The sequence below is a fragment of the Chryseobacterium sp. CBo1 genome (assembly GCF_001693475.1).
In the GTDB taxonomy this organism is placed as follows: domain Bacteria; phylum Bacteroidota; class Bacteroidia; order Flavobacteriales; family Weeksellaceae; genus Chryseobacterium; species Chryseobacterium formosense.
Map to the genome: position 1 here is coordinate 21,013 of NZ_MAUH01000045.1, position 23,062 is coordinate 44,074.

Annotated in this window: 20 protein-coding genes; 10 read left to right on the forward strand and 10 right to left on the reverse strand. The window is 35.7% G+C overall.

The features are described 5' to 3' along the window. Positions 1–7: 7 nt before the first annotated feature. The gene (locus BA768_RS16765; RefSeq protein WP_065721697.1) at positions 8–832 is read left to right on the forward strand and encodes a tyrosine-protein phosphatase; all 825 of its coding nucleotides are present in this window, start codon (positions 8–10) and stop codon (positions 830–832) included. A 148-nt stretch (positions 833–980) separates the two neighbouring features. On the opposite strand, the gene BA768_RS16770 is transcribed toward BA768_RS16765, so the two are convergent. The 4 genes from BA768_RS16770 to BA768_RS16785 are packed head-to-tail and all read right to left on the reverse strand — an operon-like array spanning position 981 to position 2,779. Beyond that, the gene (locus BA768_RS16770) at positions 981–1,358 is read right to left on the reverse strand and encodes a rhodanese-like domain-containing protein (protein ID WP_065721698.1); all 378 of its coding nucleotides are present in this window, start codon (positions 1,356–1,358) and stop codon (positions 981–983) included. Then, positions 1,355–1,618: a DUF3817 domain-containing protein gene (locus tag BA768_RS16775; RefSeq protein WP_228388478.1), complete on the reverse strand. Its 264-nt coding sequence runs from the start codon at positions 1,616–1,618 to the stop codon at positions 1,355–1,357. Before BA768_RS16775 ends, BA768_RS16770 begins: the two co-directional genes overlap by 4 nt. A 41-nt stretch (positions 1,619–1,659) precedes the next feature. Next, the gene (locus BA768_RS16780) at positions 1,660–2,160 is read right to left on the reverse strand and encodes a hypothetical protein (RefSeq protein WP_228388475.1); all 501 of its coding nucleotides are present in this window, start codon (positions 2,158–2,160) and stop codon (positions 1,660–1,662) included. Between the two features lie 28 nt (positions 2,161–2,188). Continuing rightward, positions 2,189–2,779 carry a TetR/AcrR family transcriptional regulator gene (locus BA768_RS16785; protein ID WP_065721700.1) on the reverse strand — a complete coding sequence of 197 codons (591 nt, stop codon included), beginning with the start codon at positions 2,777–2,779 and terminating at the stop codon, positions 2,189–2,191. A 126-nt stretch (positions 2,780–2,905) separates the two neighbouring features. Between BA768_RS16785 and BA768_RS16790 the strand changes: the two genes are divergently transcribed. After that, positions 2,906–3,535, forward strand: a complete 630-nt coding sequence (locus BA768_RS16790) for a chloramphenicol acetyltransferase (protein WP_065721701.1) — start codon at positions 2,906–2,908, stop codon at positions 3,533–3,535. A 34-nt stretch (positions 3,536–3,569) separates the two neighbouring features. On the opposite strand, the gene BA768_RS16795 is transcribed toward BA768_RS16790, so the two are convergent. Then, a complete protein-coding gene (locus tag BA768_RS16795) occupies positions 3,570–4,319 on the reverse strand; it encodes an NUDIX hydrolase (protein ID WP_034676221.1) in 750 nt (249 codons plus the stop codon). 493 nt (positions 4,320–4,812) lie between these two features. Here BA768_RS16795 and BA768_RS16800 point away from each other — a divergent pair, with 493 nt between their 5' ends. The 6 genes from BA768_RS16800 (at position 4,813) to BA768_RS16820 (ending at position 15,156) form a co-directional block, all read left to right on the forward strand. Continuing rightward, a complete protein-coding gene (locus BA768_RS16800) occupies positions 4,813–7,080 on the forward strand; it encodes a TonB-dependent receptor (protein ID WP_083206724.1) in 2,268 nt (755 codons plus the stop codon). A 10-nt stretch (positions 7,081–7,090) separates the two neighbouring features. After that, the gene (locus BA768_RS16805; RefSeq protein WP_317039974.1) at positions 7,091–8,911 is read left to right on the forward strand and encodes a glycoside hydrolase family 3 protein; all 1,821 of its coding nucleotides are present in this window, start codon (positions 7,091–7,093) and stop codon (positions 8,909–8,911) included. Between the two features lie 60 nt (positions 8,912–8,971). After that, entirely contained in the window at positions 8,972–9,385 is a 414-nt protein-coding gene (locus BA768_RS21695) for a glycoside hydrolase family 3 C-terminal domain-containing protein (protein WP_317039975.1), read from the forward strand. A gap of 430 nt (positions 9,386–9,815) precedes the next feature. Beyond that, positions 9,816–10,694, forward strand: a complete 879-nt coding sequence (locus tag BA768_RS16810; protein ID WP_065721702.1) for an alpha/beta hydrolase — start codon at positions 9,816–9,818, stop codon at positions 10,692–10,694. 333 nt (positions 10,695–11,027) lie between these two features. After that, on the forward strand, positions 11,028–13,487 hold the full coding sequence (locus BA768_RS16815) for a glycoside hydrolase family 3 N-terminal domain-containing protein (RefSeq protein WP_065721703.1): 2,460 nt from the start codon (positions 11,028–11,030) through the stop codon (positions 13,485–13,487). A gap of 247 nt (positions 13,488–13,734) precedes the next feature. Continuing rightward, positions 13,735–15,156 carry a sugar MFS transporter gene (locus BA768_RS16820; RefSeq protein ID WP_065721819.1) on the forward strand — a complete coding sequence of 474 codons (1,422 nt, stop codon included), beginning with the start codon at positions 13,735–13,737 and terminating at the stop codon, positions 15,154–15,156. A 54-nt stretch (positions 15,157–15,210) separates the two neighbouring features. Here the strand turns inward: BA768_RS16820 and BA768_RS16825 are convergent, their stop codons facing one another. Beyond that, positions 15,211–16,998, reverse strand: coding sequence for an ATP-binding protein (locus tag BA768_RS16825; protein ID WP_065721704.1), 1,788 nt, complete (start codon positions 16,996–16,998; stop codon positions 15,211–15,213). 374 nt (positions 16,999–17,372) lie between these two features. Here BA768_RS16825 and BA768_RS16830 point away from each other — a divergent pair, with 374 nt between their 5' ends. Further along, the gene (locus BA768_RS16830) at positions 17,373–18,599 is read left to right on the forward strand and encodes a hypothetical protein (RefSeq protein ID WP_065721705.1); all 1,227 of its coding nucleotides are present in this window, start codon (positions 17,373–17,375) and stop codon (positions 18,597–18,599) included. 5 nt (positions 18,600–18,604) lie between these two features. Further along, entirely contained in the window at positions 18,605–19,513 is a 909-nt protein-coding gene (locus BA768_RS16835; RefSeq protein ID WP_065721706.1) for a leucine-rich repeat domain-containing protein, read from the forward strand. 47 nt (positions 19,514–19,560) lie between these two features. Here the strand turns inward: BA768_RS16835 and BA768_RS16840 are convergent, their stop codons facing one another. The 4 genes from BA768_RS16840 to BA768_RS16855 all read right to left on the reverse strand — a co-directional run bounded on the left by BA768_RS16840 (position 19,561) and on the right by BA768_RS16855 (position 22,913). Then, positions 19,561–20,574: an SDR family NAD(P)-dependent oxidoreductase gene (locus BA768_RS16840; RefSeq protein ID WP_065721707.1), complete on the reverse strand. Its 1,014-nt coding sequence runs from the start codon at positions 20,572–20,574 to the stop codon at positions 19,561–19,563. 161 nt (positions 20,575–20,735) lie between these two features. Then, positions 20,736–21,590 (reverse strand): GLPGLI family protein, encoded by an 855-nt coding sequence (locus tag BA768_RS16845; RefSeq protein WP_083206726.1) that lies wholly within the window; start codon positions 21,588–21,590, stop codon positions 20,736–20,738. A gap of 13 nt (positions 21,591–21,603) precedes the next feature. Continuing rightward, positions 21,604–21,954 carry a hypothetical protein gene (locus BA768_RS16850; RefSeq protein WP_065721709.1) on the reverse strand — a complete coding sequence of 117 codons (351 nt, stop codon included), beginning with the start codon at positions 21,952–21,954 and terminating at the stop codon, positions 21,604–21,606. Positions 21,955–22,073: 119 nt separating this feature from the next. Further along, positions 22,074–22,913 (reverse strand): M23 family metallopeptidase, encoded by an 840-nt coding sequence (locus BA768_RS16855; RefSeq protein WP_065721710.1) that lies wholly within the window; start codon positions 22,911–22,913, stop codon positions 22,074–22,076. Between the last annotated feature and the right edge of the window lie 149 nt (positions 22,914–23,062).

Below are 23,062 nucleotides of genomic sequence, written 5' to 3' on the forward strand. Positions count from 1 at the left end.
TTTATATATGAAAAAATTAGGATTAACAATGGCTATCATTGCTTTAGGAGCAACAGCAAATGCACAAATTACAGACAGCCTTAGTCGTGTTGTAAAAATGGAAGGCGCATACAATTTCAGGGATACGGGAGGTTATAAAACGGCTGACGGAAAAGAGGTTACGCTTGGAAAAGTTTTCAGAAGTGATGCGATTGATAAATTATCGGATAAGGATTTAAAAACTTTCAAGGATAAAAAAATCGTAACCGTAGTGGATTTCAGAGGAATTGAGGAAGCAAAAAAAGCTCCGGACAGACTTCCGCAAAACACAAATTATCTTCTTTGTCCGGCGGGAAGCAACAATCTTCCGACTGCGCAGGATATGGCGAAATTCCTGAAAGATAAAAACTTCCTTTTTGATATGTATGGAGAAGGCGGACTTCCTTATTTCGGGGAAAGATACAGGTCGTTATTCGTTCAGCTATTGACTTTGAAGCCGGATGAAGCTTTGCTTTTCCACTGTACAGGCGGTCGCGACAGAACCGGAATGGCTTCTGCCTTATTCCTGAAAATTCTAGGTGTTCCACAGGATGTGATTGAAAATGATTATGTTGCTTCCAATTATTATTTAGCTAAAAATCCAACGATGAAAGGAATGTACTCAGGATTATCAAAAATGTCTGGATTAACGGAAGCCGAAATTAAACAGCAAATGGAATTAAGACCGGAACTGATCAGAAATTTCTTCGCAACCATCAACAAAAAATATGGAAGCACAGAAAATTTCTTTCAGGTAGAAATGGGAATCGGACCAAGAGAAATTACGACTTTAAAACAGAAATATGTAAAATAATCAATTGTGAATGGTCAGTTCGCTTTGCTTGTCAATTTTTATATGAAGCTTTAAAATTCACAATTGGCTTACAAAGTAAAATTAACAATTCACTTTTCAAATACTCAGTTAGATTTAAATAAAATAGGCTGTCTCAGATTGAGATGGCTTATTTTTTATCTTCAGAGATCTGGAAATTGAAACTTTTCTGCAAATCGCTCCAGGCTCCACCGTTATGAATATGTTTAAAGCCTTTTTCCTTTAAAATATTCTCCACTTTTACACTTCTTAAACCGTGAGAACAAACGGTGATGTAGGTTTTATTTTGATCAAGTTCTGTGTACCTTTCTCGAATTTCGCCTAAAGAAATATTTTGTGAACCAGCAATATGACCGGTTTTGTATTCTTTTTCAGTTCTTACGTCGAGAATGATTGCTCCGTTTTTTACTAGTTTATCTAAACCTTCATCTAAAGTCTGATATTTATAAATCCTGTACACTACATAAATGGCAAGAATGATTCCGCATAAAATTAATAGATTCTTCATAGTTTGCTTAATATTTTTCTGTCAATATAAAATGTTCCGAACGGAATAATGCATGCCAAAAGAACTTTCCAGGTTGTGTCTTTAAACTTCCAGTTTTGTTCGACTCCGACACTTAATGTATTAAATAAAAAAAGTAGAAATAGTGAACCGTGAATAGGTCCCATCATTTTTACAAAAGCAGGATTATTAAATCCATATTTTAACGGAACGGCAATAAATACTAAGGTTAATAAAGAAATTCCTTCAAGAATCGCAATAATTCTTAACCGTCAGATTTTAGTTTTAAATAAATCAATCATAATTATCTTAAATAAGGTCTGTTAGCAAGAGGGGAGAATGGCCACGGAATGGCGATGAAAATAATTACCAAAGCAATAATGAAATAAATCAACATCGTTTTAAACTTCTCTTTATCAGTCATTTTTCGTTTTGAAATTGATGAACCAAGTGTAATTAAAACAATGGAAAACAGCATCAGGAAAATGTGAATCAATCCAAAAAATAAAAGATCTAAAGATTCTTTAGCTTCATCAAAATTCTTCCAAAAGTATTTGATGATCGGGCTTTGTGAGTACAAAGTTATTCCTAAAACCAATTGAATATGGGCAATTGTCGCCGTCCAGTGTCTTACCGAATTGTCCGTTTTTGAAAATTCTTTATCTGAAAAATATCCTTTGTAAGCCCTGAAAATCGAGTAAACTAAACTCAACAAAACCAACCACCGAAAAGTGGAGTGCAGGAAGGTCAAAGTCTGATACATCATTAATCTTTTTAATAATGTGACAAAGTTAAAATAAAACATACCAATTAGTATGTTTTTAATGAAAAAATTATTTTAAAGTATCAAAATATGCTTTAAGTCCTTTTAAATAAACCAGATAAACCGATTTAGAATTTTCTAATTTACCTAAATTTCTTACCCCCCAATAACCAGACAACACAAAAATTGCCACTTCTTTGGCATCAACTTCAGCTTTCACCAAACCGTTTTCTTTCCCTTTTTCCACAGCCTCGATCATTGTATTTTCCCATTGCAAAGAAAGTGTGTTCAAAGCCTTGGTGAAGTCGATATTCCAGGGCGCCATTTCCTGGGTAAAATTGGAAGCGGGACAGCCATATTCAACCTTCAGTACGTCGTTTTCCATCAATAGATAATGCATTAATTCATAAATCGCATCTAACGGATTTTCAACACTTTGAAAAGGTTTAATAAAAGTTTTTTTGAAATTAGGAATCATGAGTTCATTAATGATCGCCAAACCCATTTCGTCCTTCGTTTTGAAGTGATAATAGAACGCACCTTTCGTAACCTGGGTGGTCGCAATGATCTCATCCACACTGGTCGTTTGATAACCATTGATATAGATTAGCTCGAATGCTTTTTGTAAAATATTAAGACGGGTAGCTTCTGATTTCTTCATATAAATTGATACTACAAAGGAACACATTTTAATATTTTAAACCAAAGGAGAATGAATCCTGATAAATCTCTTTCTATTTAATTTTAAAAACTAACAAATCTTACGGAAATTTGCAAAAATAATTTAATGAAGGTAATAGATATTGAGAGCTGGAACAGAAAAGAACATTTTGAATTTTTCTCTAAAATGAAAAGCCCGTATTTTGGGATTACGGCAGAGGTAGATTGTACAAAAGCATATGACAATGCAAAAGAAAAAAAGTATTCTTTTTTTGCTTATTATCTTTACAAATCGATGGTTGCGATCAATACAGTGGATGAACTGAAGCTGAGAATGGTCGATAATCAGATTATTTTATTTGATGAAGTGCATGTCGGAAGCACGATCGGAAGGGAAGACGGAACGTTTGGATTCTCATTTTTTGAATACTCTGAAGATTTTGAAAAGTTTAATGAAGGATTGCAAAATCAGATCAATATTGTTCAAAACTCAAAAGGTTTAGGAATCAGTAATGATGTTTTGCCGATAAATCACATCAGACATACAACTATTCCGTGGAGCTCTTTTACTACGATTCTGCACCCGACAAATTTCGATCCTAAAGAATGTATTCCTAAAATTGCTTTTGGCAAATTCAGTATTAAAGACGGAAGAAAAATGATGCCGGTTTCTATTGAGGCGCATCATGGTTTGGTAGATGGTCTTCACCTGGCAAAATATTTTGAAGAATTTCAGAAGCAGCTAGATTTACCATAAAAAGAAAATCCTGATAAACTCAGGATTTTTTTTATTACCAATTGTTTAGTCCGTTTTCTAACGCTTTAGCATAATTTTCTTCATCGAAAGTATAAAGATCAGGTGATTTGTGAGCACCGCCACGTCTTTGTTCATCAAGTTTTTTAAGAATTCCCAGATTTTTAATTTTTCTGTAAAAATTTCCTCTGTTCAGTTCTTTACCAAGAATCACTTCATATAATTTCTGCAATTCAGAAAGGGTAAATTTCTCCGGGAGAAGGTTGTAACCGATTGGTTTGATAGAAATTTTTTCTCTTAACGTAAGCAATGCTTTTTCAATGATTTCACGGTGATCCATTGCGATATCAATTTCATCGAGTTTATCAAGATAAATCCACTCACAGGCATCACTGAGCTCATCTTTTACAAGAGTTGTATTCGATGGATTGTACAAGGCAAGATAACCGATGGATATAAATCGCTGTTTATGAAATAGTGTTTCATCAAAATCTTCGAAGTAGAATTCGCTACGCTTCAGCTTACCAAAAACTCCAAATTCTTCCAAATATGCATCTGTGATACCGGCTCTGTCTTTTAGAATCCTAACAACAGCGTCATCCAGATTTTCATCTTTTCTGACGTAACCACCGGGTAGAAGCCATTTTTGTCGATAATTCATTTGAAGCATAAGCACTTTCAAACCATTGTTTTCAAATCCGAAAATAACCGGATCTGCAGATAAGTTTGGGAGAAAAATTTCTTTTGCTTCATTTGACTTCGTTAAAATTTGTTGCTTAGAATCCATATCAATTAAAATGTAACTGCATTATACACAAATTTAACATTAAAATTTAACTGAAGCATACATTTTCGTGCCTCAACATTAATTTTGGGAGTTTTTTGAGATGATTTTTATCATTGCTTCATATAGAATCTATAATAAATCATTTCAAAAAACAAATTTAACACTCTCATTTTCAATAAATTAAATAATATATTAATTTTTGTTAATATTTTTTTTGCTTATTAAAATTATTTAGTGTAGACTTGTAATGCTTCTTATAGAAGCATTAAAAACAAACAACTTTCATGAATACTTTATATTCCTTTTTTGCATCAGGTTAAATAAGTAAAAAACAAAATTTTATCATCAGAAAAAAATTAACATTTTTTCCTACGGTCAGATAAAATTATTCATTAAAAACTCTATAAAACCTTTATAAAATACCATCTGATAAACTTCAGATGAAGGATATATTTTGCTTTAAAATAAAAGAGAAACAACTATATAAAAGATAATGAAAAAATCAACTTTAAAAATTTCAGCGCTTGGATTGATTCTTTCCTTTGCTACGGTTTTTGGTCAGGAAAAGACAGATACCATAGCTGTTAAAAAAGCTGTAAGTGCCGCAACCAAGCAGGAAGAAGGTGTAAAAACGGTTACCAGTTCAACCAAAGAAGACAATAACAGAAACGTCATGTTGAATGCGGCCAACAATACAAGTCCAAGAGACGTAAATATCGGTTTGCCTTCTACAGTAGGTGGAATTACCATTCTTGAAAACGACTTGCCCGCAGTATACTTCTTCTGGCCGGAACTTCCCAACAAAACGTGGAGGCAAAGTGTAGGCTTAGAAAAAACAGGACTTCTGAAAATGGACCAGCTGGCAAATACAATGGGTGATCTTGGTTTTGCAGTCAACTCTTATTCTCAAATCGGAACAAAGGATTTAAAAGTCAAAGGAAAATTTACAACAAGCACTTTCGGCTGGCTACAGGGTGACGCCAATGTTTCGGGCCCTATATCTAAAAACGGCTGGACATACACGGTTGGTGCCTTCTCCAATTTTGACCCGAGCACCTATAAATTAGGTTTTGCCAGAAATGCCGATGAAACAAAGATTTTCAGAGCCGGTATAACCAAATATTTCAATGACAATAAGGGTAAAATCTCAGTTTTATACAAATATGCTGATTCGTACAGTCTTACCAATTATGCGGTTTTTGAATACGGACCGGAAGGTAAGGTAACCGAGCTGGATAACTTCAAAATCGGTAGAGATTCTTACATAGTGCGTGAGGGAAATATGAAGTTTAAAGACGTTCTTTCAGGACAGACCTATTTTGCAAACCTTGCAGGGAATGATAACAGGTCTAGCTCTCATAACATTGACGTTGTCGGAAATTATCTGCTGAATAACGGCTGGAATTTCAAATTCTCAACACGAGTCCACTTCTCAAAAGTAAAAATGGCCAACAGCATTCCTTTAAGTATTTTCAATGCTGCGCCGGGAGCTGGTTACACACTGGCTTCAAACGGACAGGCGTATTCAGGTCCAGTCGGAACGCAATTGGCAATGTACACCCCGGAAACGCCGATTACGAGTGTTGCAGGACGTTTTTCACTGAACAAACAGGTGGGAAATCATAACCTTACCGTAGGTGTTTTGGAGCAATATTATCACATCGATAAATTCACCTCAAACCGTTCTTTCTTCTACCAGACGGTTGGCGCACAGCCTCAAAGATTAATCGGTCCCAATACAGATGCAGACGGTTTCTACAACTACAATGCCGGTGCAGAATACCACAGCGGAACAGAAAATAAACTGTCTATTTATGGAACAGATGAATGGAAAGTTTCTGATAATTTCAACTTGAGCTACGGTTTGCATCTGAAAAATCACATTCTGGACGGAGAATATTCGTTGACACCAAGAACGGTTGGTTTCAGCTTTACAAATCCAAATCAATTCAATCAGATTAATCAGAGCTTTTTCCAGATTGGTGGTAGCTTGAACGCAACATACAACATTACCAAAAACTTTGGCGTGATCGCAAATGCTTTATACACCGAAGAAAACAGAAGACTGGAAAGTTATTCACAGGCTTTTGAACCCAATACTAATAAAATTAAAAGTCCGCTTGGTGCAATCGGAGTGTTCTGGAATACAGACTGGATTCAGCTGATTTCTCAGGCGACTTATCTGAAGAAAAATAACAACCTGAACCGATACAATCTTGTAAATCCGGCCAACAGTTCTCAGGCACAGGTTGCAACGGTTTATTACGATATTCAGACATTGGGATGGACAACGGATTTTGTTTTAAAGCCATTCAAAGGATTTAACTTGCATTATTTGGTGACGTTCCAGAATCCGGTTTACAAGAAATTTAATTTTGATGCATTCGGAACTTCATATAACTACAGCGACAACAATGTGTTGGGTGTTGCTAAAACTTTAATGGAAATCGACCCAAGTTATACAGTTGATAAATGGAGATTCTGGGCAAGTTTCAGATATTTCTCTAAACAATATGCGAACCTTACCAACGCTTTATATTTCGCTCCAAGATGGGAAACTTTCGGTGGAGTAAGTTATACGGTTAATAAAAATATCAATCTTGGCGCAACGGTTATCAACTTCCTGAATCAAAGAGGAGCAAGCGGAACCATCAACGGAGCTGAACTGATTACCGACGCCAATCCATACTACGGAAAATTATTGACGGGAACTTATATTATGCCATTAACAGGTCAGTTCTCAGTAAGCTTTAATTTCTAAAATTTTTAAAATGAAAAAATCAGTATTCAATATAGCCGCTTTATTTTTGGGTGTGACTGCTTTTTCTCAAAATATCCAAACCGTTACCAATTCCAATGGTCCGGTTTTGGGGTATTCTACAGATTCTGGAGTGAAAATCCTGACAGTCGGCGGAAATAAATTTAAAGATTTAAACAAAAACGGAAAGCTTGACAAGTACGAAGACTGGAGACTTCCGGTTGACGAAAGAGCCAAAGATTTAGCTTCAAAAATGTCCGTTGAGCAGATTGCAGGCTTGATGTTGTACAGTGGTCACCAATCGGTTCCGGCTCCTGCAGACGGTTTCAGAGCAGGAAAATACAACGGAATGTTTTACAAAGAAAGCGGTGCAAAAGCTTTTGATTTAACAGACCAGCAAAAGAAATTTTTAAAAGAAGATAATCTTCGTCACGTTTTGGTAACAACGGTAGAATCTCCGGAAATTGCCGCAAAATGGAGCAATAATATTCAGGCTTACATCGAAGGTTTGGGATTAGGAATTCCTGCCAACAACAGTACAGACCCGAGACATTCAGCAACCGTAACAGCAGAATTTAATGAAGGAGCAGGCGGACAAATCTCTCTTTGGCCGGACGGTCTGGCAATGGGTGCAACTTTCGACCCGGAATTGGTTAGAAAATTCGGAAATATTGCAGCTCAGGAATACAGAGCATTGGGAATTTCAACCGCTTTATCTCCACAAATCGATTTGGGAACGGAACCTCGCTGGTACAGAATCGCTTACGTTTTCAGCGAAAGTCCAGAACTCACGGCAGATATGGCAAGAGGTTATATCGACGGTTTCCAGACAACCATCGGAAGTAAAAACGGTTGGGGAAACAAAAGCGTCAATGCAATGGTAAAACACTGGCCGGGAGGTGGACCAGAAGACGGCGGTCGTGACGGTCACTGGGCAATGGGGAAATATGCTGTTTATCCGGGAAATAATTTCCAAAACCACGTAAAACCTTTTACTGAAGGTGCTTTCAAGTTAAATGACGGAACCAAAGAAGCTTCTGCGGTAATGCCTTATTACACAATTAGTTTTAATCAAGATACAAAAAACGGAGAAAACGTTGGAAACGGTTACAGTAAATACTTAATCACCGATTTACTTCGTGGGAAATACAAATATGACGGCGTAGTCTGCACCGATTGGCTAATCACCGCAGACGAACCAAAATCTCCGGGAGGATTTGCCGGAAAACCTTGGGGAGCAGAGAAATTGTCCATCGCAGAGCGTCATTACAAAGTGTTAGAAGCCGGAGTTGACCAATTCGGAGGAAACAACGACAAAGCTCCTGTTTTGGAAGCCTATCAAATGGGCGTAAAGGAACACGGTGAAAAAGCGTATCGTACAAAATTTGAGCAGTCAGCGGTTCGTTTATTGAGAAATTTCTTCAGAACCGGATTGTTTGAAAATCCTTACGTTAACGTTGAAGAAACCAAGAAAATCGTTGGGAATCCTGAATTTATGAAAGTCGGTTACGAAGCTCAGGTTAAATCTATCGTACTATTGAAAAACAAAGCCAATATTCTTCCGATTAAAGAAAGAAAAACGGCTTACATTCCGAAAAGATATTCTCCTGCAACCTTCAACTGGTGGGGAATTTACACCGCACCATCTTTGGAATATCCTGTCGATATCGAAAAAGTGAAGAAGCATTTTAATGTGACAGACGACCCTGCAAAAGCAGATTTCGCATTGGTTTTCGTGAAAAGTCCGCACAGTGAAGAAGGCGGTTACAGCGACATTGATGCGAAAGAAGGCGGAAATGGTTATGTGCCTATTTCTCTTCAGTACCAAACATAGACAGCAACCGAAGCCCGTGAAAAAAGTATCGCAGCGGGAGACCCTGTTGTTGCACCCAACGTGCACGACAGAACCTTTAAAAACAAAACGTCTACAGCAACAAACTTCACAGATTTGTTAGCGATAGAAAATGCTTACAAGGCAATGAACGGAAAACCTGTCATTGTTTCTATCACCGCTTCCAAGCCGATGATTTTTAATGAATTCGAAAAACACGCGGATGCGATTTTGATGAATTTCAACGTGTCAAATCAGGCAGTTGTGGATATTGTGACCGGAAAATATGAACCTTCAGGATTGCTTCCACTTCAGATGCCTGCGAATATGGCGACGGTTGAAAAGCAGAAAGAAGACGTTCCTTATGATATGGAAACACACAAAGATTCCGAAGGTCACAACTACGATTTCGGATACGGAATGAACTGGTCGGGTGTGATTAAAGACGTCAGAACTCAAAAATATCATAAGCAATAGTTCATCAAATATTAGTTAATTGATGTCTTGAGACCGGGCATTATGTTGGGTCTCATTTCTTTCAAAATAATATTTTGGGCAGCTATTTCCGCCTTCCGTTCCCGCTTTTTTGTCATTGCGAAGAAACTGAGTCTCAATTGAACTTTTCAGCAATCGCAATAACAAAAAGAGCTCCACTCAAGTCGGGCTGCGTGCAATTCGATGTTAAAATCAACAGCGTTTTTGTCATTCCGTAGGAATCTCAACAATGATATTTGAAATACTGAACTTAGATTCCTACTGAAATCGAAGATCCGACGAAGTCAAAGACAAACTAACTGTTATCTAATTGTTTGTCTTTGCTAAGTAGAACGCCTTTGCGAACTTAAAAACAGTTAATGATCAAAAAAACTTTGCGCTCTTTGCGTTTAAAAATTAAAATCAAATCAAAATGAAAAAATTAATTATAACAAGTTTATTTCTTACAGGTTTAACAACCATCAATGCTCAAAAATCAATTCCATTATACAAAGGAAAAGCGCCGGGAACAGAAAACTGGACACAAAAAGAAGCGCATCAATTTAATGAATTGTTCAAAACAGAAGTTGTTTTCAACGTAGCGCAACCTTCAATGTTATTATTCGAAGCCGATAAGGCGAAAGCCAACGGAACGGTTATCGTTGTCGCTCCAGGGGGTGGTTTTCAAAGTTTATCCATCAACAGAGAAGGAATTGATGTTGCCAAAAAACTAGCAGAAAACGGAATTACGGCAATCGTTTTAAAATACAGATTACTGGAAACAAAATCCAACGACCCGGCCAAAGAAATGATGGAAGGCATCAAAGACCGAAAAGCATTCGACGCAAAAACAGCTCCAATCAAAGTAATGGCTGGAGACGACATCAAAACGGCCATTTCCTACATCAGAACCCACGCAAAAGAATTAAATATCAATCCTGAAAAATTGGGCGTTATCGGTTTTTCAGCGGGCGCAAGTGTGATTTTGGAAAGCCTTCTTCACAGCAAAGATGCTTCAACGTTACCCAACTTCGCAGCTTCGATTTACGGCGGGCCAAGTCAGGAAATTTTAGATACTCAGATTCCTTCAACACCGCTCCCATTATTCATTTGTGCAGCAAGCGATGACCAATTGAAACTCGCTCCAAAATCAGTTTTGTTGTACAACAAATGGCTCGAAGCAGGACAGCCAACCGAACTTCACATCTACGAAAAAGGCGGTCACGGTTTCGGAATGGGGAAACAGAATCTTCCTGTTGATAAATGGTCGGATGTGTATTTGGATTGGCTGAAATTCCACAAGTTCTTATAAACCTTAAAATAATTGTTGTCCGATAAAAATCATAAAAAATTGACGAACTCAATGTTTATAGGATAAATCAACAGGTCGCTCCTATGGAGCTTTGTTTTGGCACTACATTTTTTCTATTAACAGAAAGTCCCGATGGGACTAAATGCAGCTCCATTAGGAGCTAACTGATAATAGGAAGTCATTGTTTTTTGTAATTAAAGCTCCATCGGAGCGACCTGTTAATTATATTTTAGTTTTTATCAGACAACAATGCTTAAAATTAATGTTAAAAAGCATTTGTGCCTTTTGTGGTTTAAAAATTCATTCAAATTAAATAATATAAAATAATTACATATGCAGAAGAATATATCAACGCTGATAGGACTTTCTCAGAAAGTAAAATATTCAGGATTATTCCTGGCTTTATTGGCTTCATCGCCGTTTGCGAATGCTCAGAATAAAAATGCAACGGTAACAGTTGACGGAAAAACGTTTAAAGATTCCAACAAAAATGGAAAATTAGATGTTTGGGAAGACACAAGACTTTCGGTTGATAAAAGAATCGATGCCATTATCAAGCAAATGACCAACGAAGAAAAAGTAAATCTTCTCATTGGAACCGGAATGCCTGGAATTGAAGTGCTGACAGGTCCTGTCGGAGATTCAAAACAAGGTTTGGTTCCCGGAGCTGCGGGTGGAACAGATTCTTTTGACCGATTCGGGATTCCTGCAACGATTGTTGCAGACGGACCTGCAGGTTTGAGAATTCAGCCGACAAGAGATAATGATTCAAAATCCTATTATGCAACAGCCTTTCCTGTAGGAACAGCTTTGGCTTCGACTTGGAACAAAACACTTTTGGAGCAAGTTGGAAAAGCAATGGGAAATGAAGTGAAAGAATATGGTGTTGACGTACTTTTGGCACCTGCTTTAAATATCCAGAGAAATCCATTGAACGGAAGAAACTTCGAATATTATTCGGAAGACCCATTAATTTCAGGGAAAACTGCGGCAGCCATCGTTAATGGAATCCAGTCTCAAGGTGTGGGAACTTCGATCAAACATTTCGCTGCGAATAACGAAGAAACCAACCGTTTGACTATCAATGCACACGTTTCTGAAAGAGCAATGAGAGAATTGTATCTGAGAAATTTTGAAATCACAGTGAAAGAATCTCAACCTTGGACGGTGATGTCATCTTACAATAAAGTGAATGGTGTTTACACATCAGATTCAAAAGATTTATTGACTCAGGTTTTGAGAAATGAATGGGGTTTCAAAGGCATTGTAATGACCGACTGGTTCGGAGGTTTTCCGGGATTTGAATCGATTAGAAGCGGTGGAATTTCTGACGTTGTAAAACAAATGAATGCAGGAAACGACTTGTTGATGCCCGGAATTCCTGCACAGAAAAAAGTCTTGTTGGAAGCTTTAAACTCAGGGAAATTGTCTCAGGAAGTGGCGAATCTGAATGCTAAAAGAATTTTGGAATACATTTTCAAAACACCCACTTTCGCACAATACAAATACAGCGACAAACCCAATTTGACTGAACACGCAGAAGTAACGAGAAATGCTGCAGCAGAAGGAATGGTTTTGCTTAAAAATGAACAAAATGCTTTGCCTTTTGCCAACAAACAGAAAGAAGTTTCGTTATTCGGAGTGACTTCTTATGCCTGGATTACAGGCGGAACAGGAAGTGGAAGTGTGAATAACAAACACACGGTTTCACTTTTGGAAGGCTTGAACGCAGCAGGATATAAATTGGATAAAGAACTGGTTGATTTGTACAAACCATTTGCTGAGAAAGAAGAAGCAGCTGAAAAAGAAAGCAGAAAAGCAAGAGGGATTTTAGCACTTCCGGGAAGATTGTCTGAAATGAAATTGGACGATGCTTTCTATGCTAAAAAAGCTGAAACTTCAGAAATTGCTTTCGTTACTTTAGGAAGAAACTCAGGAGAAGGTGGTGATAGAGTAATGAATGAAGATTTCAACTTAGCAACAGAAGAAATTGAAATGCTGGATAAAATCTCAAAAGCGTTCCACGCAAAAGGAAAGAAGGTGGTTGTGATTTTAAATATCGGTGGGGTCATCGAAACTGCGTCGTGGAAAGATAAAGTAGATGGAATTCTTTTAGCTTGGCAACCAGGTCAGGAAGGCGGACATTCCGTAGCTGACGTCGTTTCAGGAAAAGTAAATCCTTCCGGAAAATTAACGATGACTTTCCCTGTAAATTACGCAGACCACGCTTCTGCAAAGAATTTCCCGGGAATTCCTGCCGACAATCCGAAAGACGTGACGTATCAAGAAGGGGTTTATGTTGGATACCGTTATTTCAATACGTTTGGTGTGAAACCTTCTTATGAATTCGGTTATGGAAAGTCTTATACGGATTTTGCTTATTCGAATATTAAAACCAATTCTAAAACTTTTAATAATAAATTAGAAGTTAAAGTTGATGTAAAAAATACCGGAAAAGTTGCAGGAAAAGAAGTGGTAGAATTGTATCTATCAGCTCCGGGAAAAAATATCGACAAACCAAAATCTGAATTGAAAGCTTATGCAAAAACCAAAGAATTGAAACCGGGAGAATCTCAAACTATAACTTTAACGCTTAATCCGAAAGATTTAGCATCATTTGAAACTGCAAAATCAGCGTGGATTGCAGAAGCAGGAAATTATAAAATTTCTGTTGGAGCATCTTCTTTAGACATCAAACAAACGGCAGAATTCTCTGTTCCTAAAGAATTGGTGGTGGAGAAAGTTCAGCATATTTTGCCTGCTGATGAGAAGTTTGAGGATTTGAAACCTTAATCCAAAAAAAGTAAATACGCAATTTAGCACTACGTCAATTCGAGTGATTTTTGAAACGAAGTGGAAAAAATTGTATCGAGAATGGGTCATGAAACAAAAAATTCTCAATACAAATTCTTTAAGAATTTTACTCGAATTGACGATTTACAATAAAGTGACAATTTTAGCCACAAATTTATTATCTCAAATTGAGATTTTATCATGAAAAGAGATTATATTTATCCTCTTTTTAATATAAATGAATGTTATGATCAATGAAGTAAAGACAAAAAGCAGGAATTATACAGTTCCGCTGATTACCATTACGCTTTTATTTTTTATGTGGGGATTCATTACGTGTATGAATGACATCCTGATTCCCTACCTGAAACAACTTTTCAACCTTACCTTTTTCGAATCGATGCTGGTGCAGTTCTGTTTCTTCGGAGCTTATTTTATCGGCTCACTCATTTACTTCCTGATTTCGATGATCGGTGAAGATCCAATCAACAAAGTAGGGTATAAGAAGGGAATTCTTTTTGGAATTTTTCTTGCAGCTTTCGGATGCATACTGTTTTATCCGGCAGCAACCTCTTCTTCTTACGGATTGTTTTTAGGCGCTTTATTCGTTCTTGGATTAGGATTTACCGTTCTGCAAATTACTGCAAATGCGTATGTTTCTCTTTTAGGATCACCAGAATCTGCATCAAGCCGATTAAACATGACGCAGGCTTTCAATGCATTCGGAACAACCATTGCTCCGGTTTTGGGCGGACATTTAATCTTTGAATTTTTCTCCGCTGATGATGGTTCGTTCTCCGCAGTAGCGACGAGAATTCCGTACCTCATCTTTGCAGGAATCTTACTTTTGGTGGCTTTGTTAATTTCTCAGGTAAAACTTCCTTCTTTCCAGAGTGAAGGAGAGGAAGCTGTAAAAGGTTTGGGTGCACTTCAGTATCCGCATCTTTTATTTGGAGTATTTGCGATGTTCTGTTATGTAGGTGGGGAAGTAGCAGTAGGAAGTTTTATCATCAGCTTTCTTGAGCAACCACAGATCATGAATCTGAATGAAACCGTAAGTAAAAACTACCTTTCCCTGTATTGGGGCGGTGCAATGATCGGAAGATTTTTGGGAGCCATCTCTCTGAATCAGGCGATCAGCCAGAGCAAAAAAGCAGTCTACATGTTGGGAGCTGCAGCCGCAGTTTTCTTGGTGATTTTTAGTATTGTTGATTTGACTTTCTCACAGATTTCTTTCTTCCTTGTATTTATTGTTTTGAATTTCGTGGCTTTCTTTGTCGGAAAATCTGCTCCGGCAAGAACGTTATCGATCTTTGCTTTCATCAATGTATTCTTACTGATTTCTGCGATGATGAATCAGGGCGAACTGGCGATGTACAGCATTTTAGGAATAGGAATTTTCAACTCGATTATGTTCTCTAATATTTATACGCTGGCCATTTCAGGATTAGGAAAATACACCAGTCAGGGTTCGTCATTGGTCGTAATGGCAATTTTAGGTGGTGCGATTGTTCCTATTTTCCAGGGTTATCTGGCGGATATTTTTGGCGTACAGAAATCGTTTATTATCCCTGTGTTCTGCTATGCAGCGATCTTAATTTTTGGGGCATATTGTACCAAATATTTGGGGCATGTGAAACAGGATGCGGATGCAAAATCGGGACATTAATATTTTTGATTTTTATATGGGAAAACCTGCTGTGGAGCAGGTTTTTTTGTTATTTTATTTAGGTAAAACAATAATAGATTCAATTTTTTCGAATAGAGGTTTAAAATTATCAAAATATTTAGCATCTAAATCTTTAAGGTTTTCAGCAAATTTTCTTTTATCTCCTTTAAATGTATAAATATTACCTCCGCCAACTACACTTTCATAATTAAAATATTTTTCTTGAAAACTAGGAACATTTAAAAATAATGATTCAATATACAAATTAGATTTATCCTCAAAAGTTGTTTGACCATCTTTTATTACAAGATTTCGTATATTATCTTGGTTGGGAACAGGTAATAAAATCTTATGTGCATTTTTATAACTCTTAGTTAAACAGTAAAATGGATTCTTTTCAATATCAATAAATTTTTTATCTCTATTCCAACAAGAATAACCAGTTGGATCAAAATCAAATAATGCTATGAGACACTTTTCGGGAAATTGATTAAAAATGCCATCTTGCTTATCATCACCTCTAACAAACAAGTTTCCTAAAAAACTCGCATCGAAACAATCTTGAATAAAGAAAGGTTTTTCTTCATTGTTGTATATCTTTTTCCATGCAATATCAAGAATTATTTTATCTGTAATTCCCTCAGTAAATAATATATGTTTAGAAGTTTGTTTAATATTGTAAATAATTCCTAAATCACCACTTTCAATACTGATTGATGCTAAGCCATTACTTAAACTTTGGACAGCTTTATCTTTATTTTCTTTTATTGGATAGCCTAAGATTCTATCCATTCTAAAAATTGATTCTTCGGGTGAAAGAGCAATTGTTGACGGAGAATGTGTAGTCAATATAACCTTTACATTTTGCTCTTTTACTAAAACATCTTGAATAACGTTTAAAAAAAGTTTTGTTAGACTGGGATGAAGATGCGCATCGGGCTCATCAAAAAGTAGTACTTCAGGAAATTTTCCATTATTTGACGCATTATAAAGAACAAAAATAAGAGCAATTATCGTTTTCTCTCCTGAAGATAAGCTATCAAAATCTACTTTCATCCTGCTTTCTTTATCAATAAGAGTTACAGTTGCAGGTTTATCATCTTCTGAAGAAGCATTATATTCTGTTTGATATTTAAATTCAGCTTTCTCTAAAATATTATTAAATACAATCCATGGTGCCGTAATATTCTCCGTTAAATGAGAAAAGTACTTTTGCTTTAAATTAAATTGATGAAATAAAAGATCTAATGATGAAGAAAATAAATCATTTTGCACTTCATAAAAGGTAATAAAATCCACTAAAGTCAAATCGTATATTTTCTTTGAACTTTTTTCTTCCAATAATTTTAAAATTTTTAGATCGTTCTGTTGAACTTTTATGAACTTTGACTCATCAAATCTATTGTAATCTGAAACCATTGATTTTTGAAAATCATTTCTTGCCTTGTTTAAAGCATCTAATTGAAGTAAATCACTGACATAATTAATGTCTTTTATTAAAAAAAAAGATTTTGCAATATCTTTTAATTTAATCCATTGATTTTTTATGTTTTGAATTAATTGTTGAGAATTTGATTCATAATGCATATATGTATTAACTTTTATACCTGGATGTGAAATGATTATATCTTTAAGTATATTCAGTTCATTATCGGTTATAGGATTGATATTAGTGTCAATTAATCCATTCGTAATTATTTGTATATGAAAATAATTTCCTAAATACTCTAATAACTGTGTTTTACCTGAACCATTTTCACCGGTCAATATTGTAAAGTCAGGTAATTTTAGATTTAATTTTTCTTTTAAAATTTTTCCATTGTTTTGAATATTTATTATCATACTTTTCACTTTTATTAATAAGTCAAATATACAATCTAGCTTTAAATGTACGTTGCTAAAATTTAAACTTTCAAAACATCCGTTTTTAAACTACACAACTCCTCCTTCAGTCTCAAACAATCCGTTTATAACCAAACAACTTTTACTTTTGTTTCCCGCAAAATTTTGGTAACAAAACACAATTGGCAGAAGTCTCCCGCAATCTGTTTGAAACAATTCAATATATTCACATTCAAAATTCCCCTCCTATGGAGGGGTGGATTAATTTTCAAAGAAAATTAAGACGTGGTAGTTGAGCTACACATAAATCATTTGCCCACATTAAATAATTTTTACAATTTTGTCGTCATTCAAAACTAATTACCCATTCATTGATGATTATAAAAACTCTATTTTTTAAAACTCAGCTTATTGCAGGCTTGTCGATGGCTGTATTAAACTTTGCACAGAATGCTCCGGTTTCCATCAACAAAGATTTTAAGCTGAACACCCATTATATGACCCCGGAAAATAATTTTGCAAAAGCCGGGGTTGAAGTAAAGGACGGATACATTATTTCCGGACAGAACTTCGTACAGGAAGGTGATGCAGAATACAATTCAGCTATTATTAAAATTGATAAAAACGGAAAGCTGCTCAGGAAAACCGTTCTCGGGGATAATAAAGATTTCGACAAAGAATCAGTAATGAAAACCGTTTACAGCATCAATAACAACAGATTGGTACAGTTGGGTTCTAAGAAGATCGACAAACGTTCTTACCTGTGGCTTCGGGAGGTGAATGACAATCTCGATGTGTTACAGGATAAGGTTTATGAATCGGTTTCTGCGGCTGCGACTCACGATCCTGTTGTTTTTAATGTTCCGGACGGATTTTTTGTAGTCTCCGAATCTGCTTTTTCACGCGATCTTGAGATTAATCTGACCTTTATCTCTAATGATTTACAGAAAACTGATAATCACATCATCAGTTTTATAGAACCACCGTTTGATTTTTTTGGCAGGTTTGATTATTCCGCTGCTTTAGTAAACAACAAATTTTACCTCATCACCAACGGAGTAGACGAAAGAAATGCGCAGGACACTTCCAACAAATACAAAACCTACATCCTGGAATATGATCTCGCAACAAGAAAAGTGACAAAGCACAAGAAAATTTCCGAAGCAGATTTCATGAGCAGAAAACTTCTCATCAATAAAGATCTCATTTATGTAGTAGGCGTAAAAGATACAGGCGAACCGATTTTAAATAAAACCGGCAGAAGAAATACGCTGGTGAAAGTTCTCAACATGAATTTCGACAAGGTGAAAGAATTTAATTATATTCCCAGTCCCGACAAAGGTAAATTTTCTGAACATCTTTATGACGCTGCCATCGTGAATGATGAACTGCATATCATTGGCGAAATGTACCGATCCGGAACATTCTCCAACGAATCTGTTTACCTGAAGTTTGATTTAAACGGAAAACTCCTGGATGACAGATTTCTGAAATACGGATCGATGTATTCTGAAAACAGGCTTATCAAAATTGTTCCTCTAAAAAATAACGAACTGATGCTTCTTGGAAAAGGCGAGGGTTGGAGAGTAATTATTAAATAAAAACCATGAAATATTTACATATTGTACTTTTCATTTTCATCGGTATTCATGTGAATGCACAAACGCAGAAAAAGAATGTCATCGTAGACCAGAATTTGGTGAAATATCTTCTTTCAGCCAATGAAAACAACAGTATTGCTGTAGATTCCACGTATCAATCTATAAAGTTAGATGCCAATAAAGACGGAATTATTTCGGCTAATGAAGCAGAAAAGGTTGCGCAGCTCAATATCGAAAAAACATCTGTTTTAACGCTTAAAGGAATTGATATTTTTAAAAATCTGAAAATACTTTTAATAAAAGCAGAAACACTGAAAGACCTGGATGGTGTGGAGAACCTGAAAAAACTTGAGTATATCGATTGTTCGTTCAACAAATCATTAGGTCAGCTTTCATTTAAAAACCTTCCGAAACTCGAAACGATTGACTGTATGTGGTCGGGTCTTACCAAACTAGAACTTTCGGGTCTCCCTAAGTTGAAAAAACTTCATTGCGGAACCAATGATCTGAAAACGCTGGATTTGTCACAACTGAATTCACTTACCGATCTTATCTGTGAAAGCAATGGACTTACCGAACTTTCGATCAATCATCTCAAGAATCTAAAATTTTTACGCTGCGAAAATAATCTTCTCAGAAATCTTGATCTCAGCAATCTGAAAGAGCTTGAAAAGATACAATGTTCCTATAACGAATTGTCGCAGCTCAATTTTGAAAATTTTAAACAGCTTACCGATGTAGACTGCGCTTACAACAGAATTAAATATCTTAACATCAAAACCAACGGAAAACCTTTGACCAATTTAAGAATTGAAGGCAACAGATACATCAATACTTTTTGTTATAATGATTTTGATAAAGAAATAATCACCAGAAACAATAAAGAAAATATTAATCTCAGTACCTGTAAATAATAAAAAACGAGAAACCATTATTGATTTCTCGTTTTTTTTTGATAACATTAATCATCAAGATAAATTTCTTTTTGAGAACTCTTCGATTTCAGCAGCATAAAAGCTAAGCCTAATCCAAGTCCTGCAACCAAAGCAATTTTGGTTTTCTTTCCGGGAACAGGGAGAATAGTATCCCCATAAATTTTGTGCGGTTCTGACGACGGTTCAAGAACATTTCCTGAAGTTGGTTCGCCATTTTTTAATTTCATCATCACACGCATTCCTGCTGAAGCGGTATTGATGATAACTTTCGGAAACATTTCGTAAAGATTGACCAAAACTCTGGATCGTACATCGGGGAAAAGATCTTTCTGCGGCTCTTTTGCCAACTGTACAATTTTATCAGCCGTATCTCTCGGATCTGATGCAAATGGCGGAATTTTAAAATCTAAACCTGAAAATTTTGCCGAATGTGAATTTCCTGTCGATTTCTGAATCTGCGGATATAAATTGGCAATGTGAATATCCGGATAATCTGAAATCTCACCGTGAAGACATTCCATCATCCCACGGATTCCGAATTTGGTAGAAGAGTAGACTGCACTGTACGGAGCAGGCATAAAACCACCAATGGAAACATTATTGATTAAAATACCCTCGTTTTGCTCTTTAAAAAGCGGTAAAACCGAATACGCTCCGTGCATGTACCCGAAAAGATTGGTTTTGATCACCTGCTCGTGAACTTCCATCGGAATTTCTTCAAACTTTCCGCTTGCCATGACTCCTGCATTATTTACCCAGATATCTATTCTTCCGAATTCTTTTACAGCAACTTTTACAAGATGATCTACTTCTTCAGCTTTTGAAACATCGGTAGGAACTGCAATGGCATTCACACCTAATTCCTTACATATTTCTAAAGTTTCATCCAAAGCTTCCTGACCTCTCGCTGCGATAACAATATTGCAGCCTTCAAATGCAAAAGCTTCTACAGCAGCTCTTCCGACTCCGCTGCTTCCGCCTGTGACAACGACAGTTTTACCGCGAAGGCTTCTTTTTTCTAAACTGTTTTGTGATTTCATATGGTGTTATTTATAGATTTGATATGAGTGTTGTTTATAACCTATCTATTTTTACACCAAATACGAGTTTTTGGATATTAATTTTAAATCAATTTATAAAAAAAGAAAAAACACGGACTTAATTGCCCGTGTCTGATTTGAAATAATATTTAATGCGTGTTTTATCGGTATAAATCGAGTTCTAAGAAATTGTTTATCTTTTTAAGCTCCTCCTTACGACTTTTCTCTGTTTCTTTCATCATTTCCTCCGGGGTATAGCTTTTTCCTCCGAAAGAGAACGCAACCACTTTAGCACCACTTGCTGAAATGTTCATTTGCCTCATATCTTTCACAGGATCTTCCTTATATTCCTTCCAAAGCTTTCTGAATTTATCTTCAGATACAGGGATTTCGCGCGGTTTCATGCTTGAATATTCTTCTGTTGCTGTAATATTCTTTGTCGCAACAAGGTTGAATGAATGATCACCTTTAGAGTCCTCTATTTTCACGATAAGACCGGGAAGGCCGGAAAATTCATAAGGTCCGTCCTGCAAAGGAATTTCCGGAGCAAACCAGGCTACCCAATTTCTTCCTCTCCATTTTGCTGTTGCTTTCTGAACATCATAGCCCAAAACTTTGCTTTTTTCATTAGAAATTTTCCACTCTATTTTTTTATCATTGGCAATGCCAAGCCTTGTAGAGCCAATACTTCTTTTCAGCATTATTTTATAATCAGGATATGATTTTGTGACTTCAAAGCTTATTTTGGGCTGCTTAAGATCTGTAAAATCAAAATGATTATTCTGTGTCAATTTCGCATTTTTAATTGTTGCAGTCATCACAGAATCATGCACATATCCCACCTGACTGTAAAATTCTGAGCCTTTGGAAGAAGTAAGCAGAACCATATTTTCAGTTTCAGATTGATCTCTGTTCAGAGAATCCATTTTAAATCTGTACTCATAAATAAACTGCTTTGATTGTGCAAAACTTAAACCTGCCATTAAGAGTAACAGAAAACAAAATTTAATTTTCATATGATTACTTATCTTAGAATGTAACGCTTTCTTCTCTCATATTATAAATAATCACATGAGAATCTTCTTTTTTACCTGTTTTATGAACGGATTTTGCAGCAATAATCTTAAAGTTTTTAGGGCTGTAAATGGTGTAGGTTCCGTATTCTGCGTTGTAAATTACCTTTTCTGCATTCTCAAAAGAAATATTATCATTTTTCATCATCACATTTCCTTCATAAATTGTGGTTTTGTCCTCTGAATTTTTTTTCGATTTATCAGATTTAAATGTAAATGATTTCATTATCCTTTTTTCCTGAGCAAAGGTGGTTTGAGAAACCAGCAGAAGCATAAAAACCCCTGAGATTGTAAAGAATCTTTTCATATATTCGAATTTTAATGAGACGAAAATACAGATAAATCTCTATACTGTGTGAAATTTATTATTTATTTAAGAATTCTAAGAATTTTTTAACTAAAAATCTATATCAAAACCTTCCAGTCTCATTTCGGATTTTTAATCTGCATGTTCTTTTTCAAACTCAATGAAGAAATATTATTCTCAAAAGTAAAAGGTACAGACTTCAACGTTTTATCTTTCTCCGGAATCAATACATTAAAATGCAGATGCTCACCCGAAACGAAACCGGTTGCTCCACTAAGACCTATTGGCTGATTTCTTTTCACCGAATCACCAACTTTTACTAAGCTTCCGTCCTTTTTTAAATGAACGTACTGCGTAAACAATCCACTATGAGGGTGATAAAGGGTAATATAATTCGCATAAGGCGTCCATTGCTTATCTTCTTTACCATATTTGTAATCTTTTATAACACCTACCACAAAACCATCATCTGCACTTGTAACCGTGTCGCCAATTTTCATGTCGAAATCTATGGCGTATCTGCTGTAATCGCTGTCATGACTAAAACCTCCGTTATCCGATTGCATTACTCGGTATATTTTACCTCTAGGAAAGGGGAGTGCAAGCTCATTCTGTTTTATAATTTTCTTGTCATCTCCAAAGGCTGAGTTGAAGCTGAAATTAAATTTAGCACCATCAAGCTTTTTTGCCGATAATCTAAACTTTCCTTCTGAATTTTCGTTTATCGTTACTCTTATAGTATCATTAATAATATTTTCATCTTTTAAATAATCAGAAAAAATATTTACTCTAAGCGGAGCAAACAAAGGATTTCGAACAATTAGCGTGATGCTATCATTATTGTATTTAAAATCATGATAATAAGAAAATTGATAATATTTTTCTTTAGGTAATTCCTGCGCTTTGGTGAAAGAAAAAAATATGCTTATAAAAATAAACAGAACTTTACTAAACTTCATTTGCCTGTATTTATATCAAAAATAAAGAATTTATCACAAGTATTTGAAAATTAATAATTATACACCTTAGTTTTGGCTACAACAACCTTTGATTTGGGCACATTGTTCTTTTCACGATTTCCCAACTTTGTACTGTAAAATTAATCAAT

Bases quoted from the DNA above. Each gene is read 5' to 3' on its own strand.
- BA768_RS16765 (WP_065721697.1), top strand. From the start codon at position 8: ATGAAAAAATTAGGATTAACAATGGCTATCATTGCTTTAGGAGCAACA.
- BA768_RS16770 (WP_065721698.1), bottom strand. From the start codon at position 1,358: ATGAAGAATCTATTAATTTTATGCGGAATCATTCTTGCCATTTATGTA.
- BA768_RS16780 (WP_228388475.1), bottom strand. From the start codon at position 2,160: ATGTTTTATTTTAACTTTGTCACATTATTAAAAAGATTAATGATGTAT.
- BA768_RS16785 (WP_065721700.1), bottom strand. From the start codon at position 2,779: ATGAAGAAATCAGAAGCTACCCGTCTTAATATTTTACAAAAAGCATTC.
- BA768_RS16790 (WP_065721701.1), top strand. From the start codon at position 2,906: ATGAAGGTAATAGATATTGAGAGCTGGAACAGAAAAGAACATTTTGAA.
- BA768_RS16795 (WP_034676221.1), bottom strand. From the start codon at position 4,319: ATGGATTCTAAGCAACAAATTTTAACGAAGTCAAATGAAGCAAAAGAA.
- BA768_RS16800 (WP_083206724.1), top strand. From the start codon at position 4,813: ATGAAAAAATCAACTTTAAAAATTTCAGCGCTTGGATTGATTCTTTCC.
- BA768_RS16805 (WP_317039974.1), top strand. From the start codon at position 7,091: ATGAAAAAATCAGTATTCAATATAGCCGCTTTATTTTTGGGTGTGACT.
- BA768_RS16810 (WP_065721702.1), top strand. From the start codon at position 9,816: ATGAAAAAATTAATTATAACAAGTTTATTTCTTACAGGTTTAACAACC.
- BA768_RS16815 (WP_065721703.1), top strand. From the start codon at position 11,028: ATGCAGAAGAATATATCAACGCTGATAGGACTTTCTCAGAAAGTAAAA.
- BA768_RS16820 (WP_065721819.1), top strand. From the start codon at position 13,735: ATGATCAATGAAGTAAAGACAAAAAGCAGGAATTATACAGTTCCGCTG.
- BA768_RS16825 (WP_065721704.1), bottom strand. From the start codon at position 16,998: ATGATAATAAATATTCAAAACAATGGAAAAATTTTAAAAGAAAAATTA.
- BA768_RS16830 (WP_065721705.1), top strand. From the start codon at position 17,373: ATGATTATAAAAACTCTATTTTTTAAAACTCAGCTTATTGCAGGCTTG.
- BA768_RS16835 (WP_065721706.1), top strand. From the start codon at position 18,605: ATGAAATATTTACATATTGTACTTTTCATTTTCATCGGTATTCATGTG.
- BA768_RS16840 (WP_065721707.1), bottom strand. From the start codon at position 20,574: ATGAAATCACAAAACAGTTTAGAAAAAAGAAGCCTTCGCGGTAAAACT.
- BA768_RS16845 (WP_083206726.1), bottom strand. From the start codon at position 21,590: ATGAAAATTAAATTTTGTTTTCTGTTACTCTTAATGGCAGGTTTAAGT.
- BA768_RS16850 (WP_065721709.1), bottom strand. From the start codon at position 21,954: ATGAAAAGATTCTTTACAATCTCAGGGGTTTTTATGCTTCTGCTGGTT.
- BA768_RS16855 (WP_065721710.1), bottom strand. From the start codon at position 22,913: ATGAAGTTTAGTAAAGTTCTGTTTATTTTTATAAGCATATTTTTTTCT.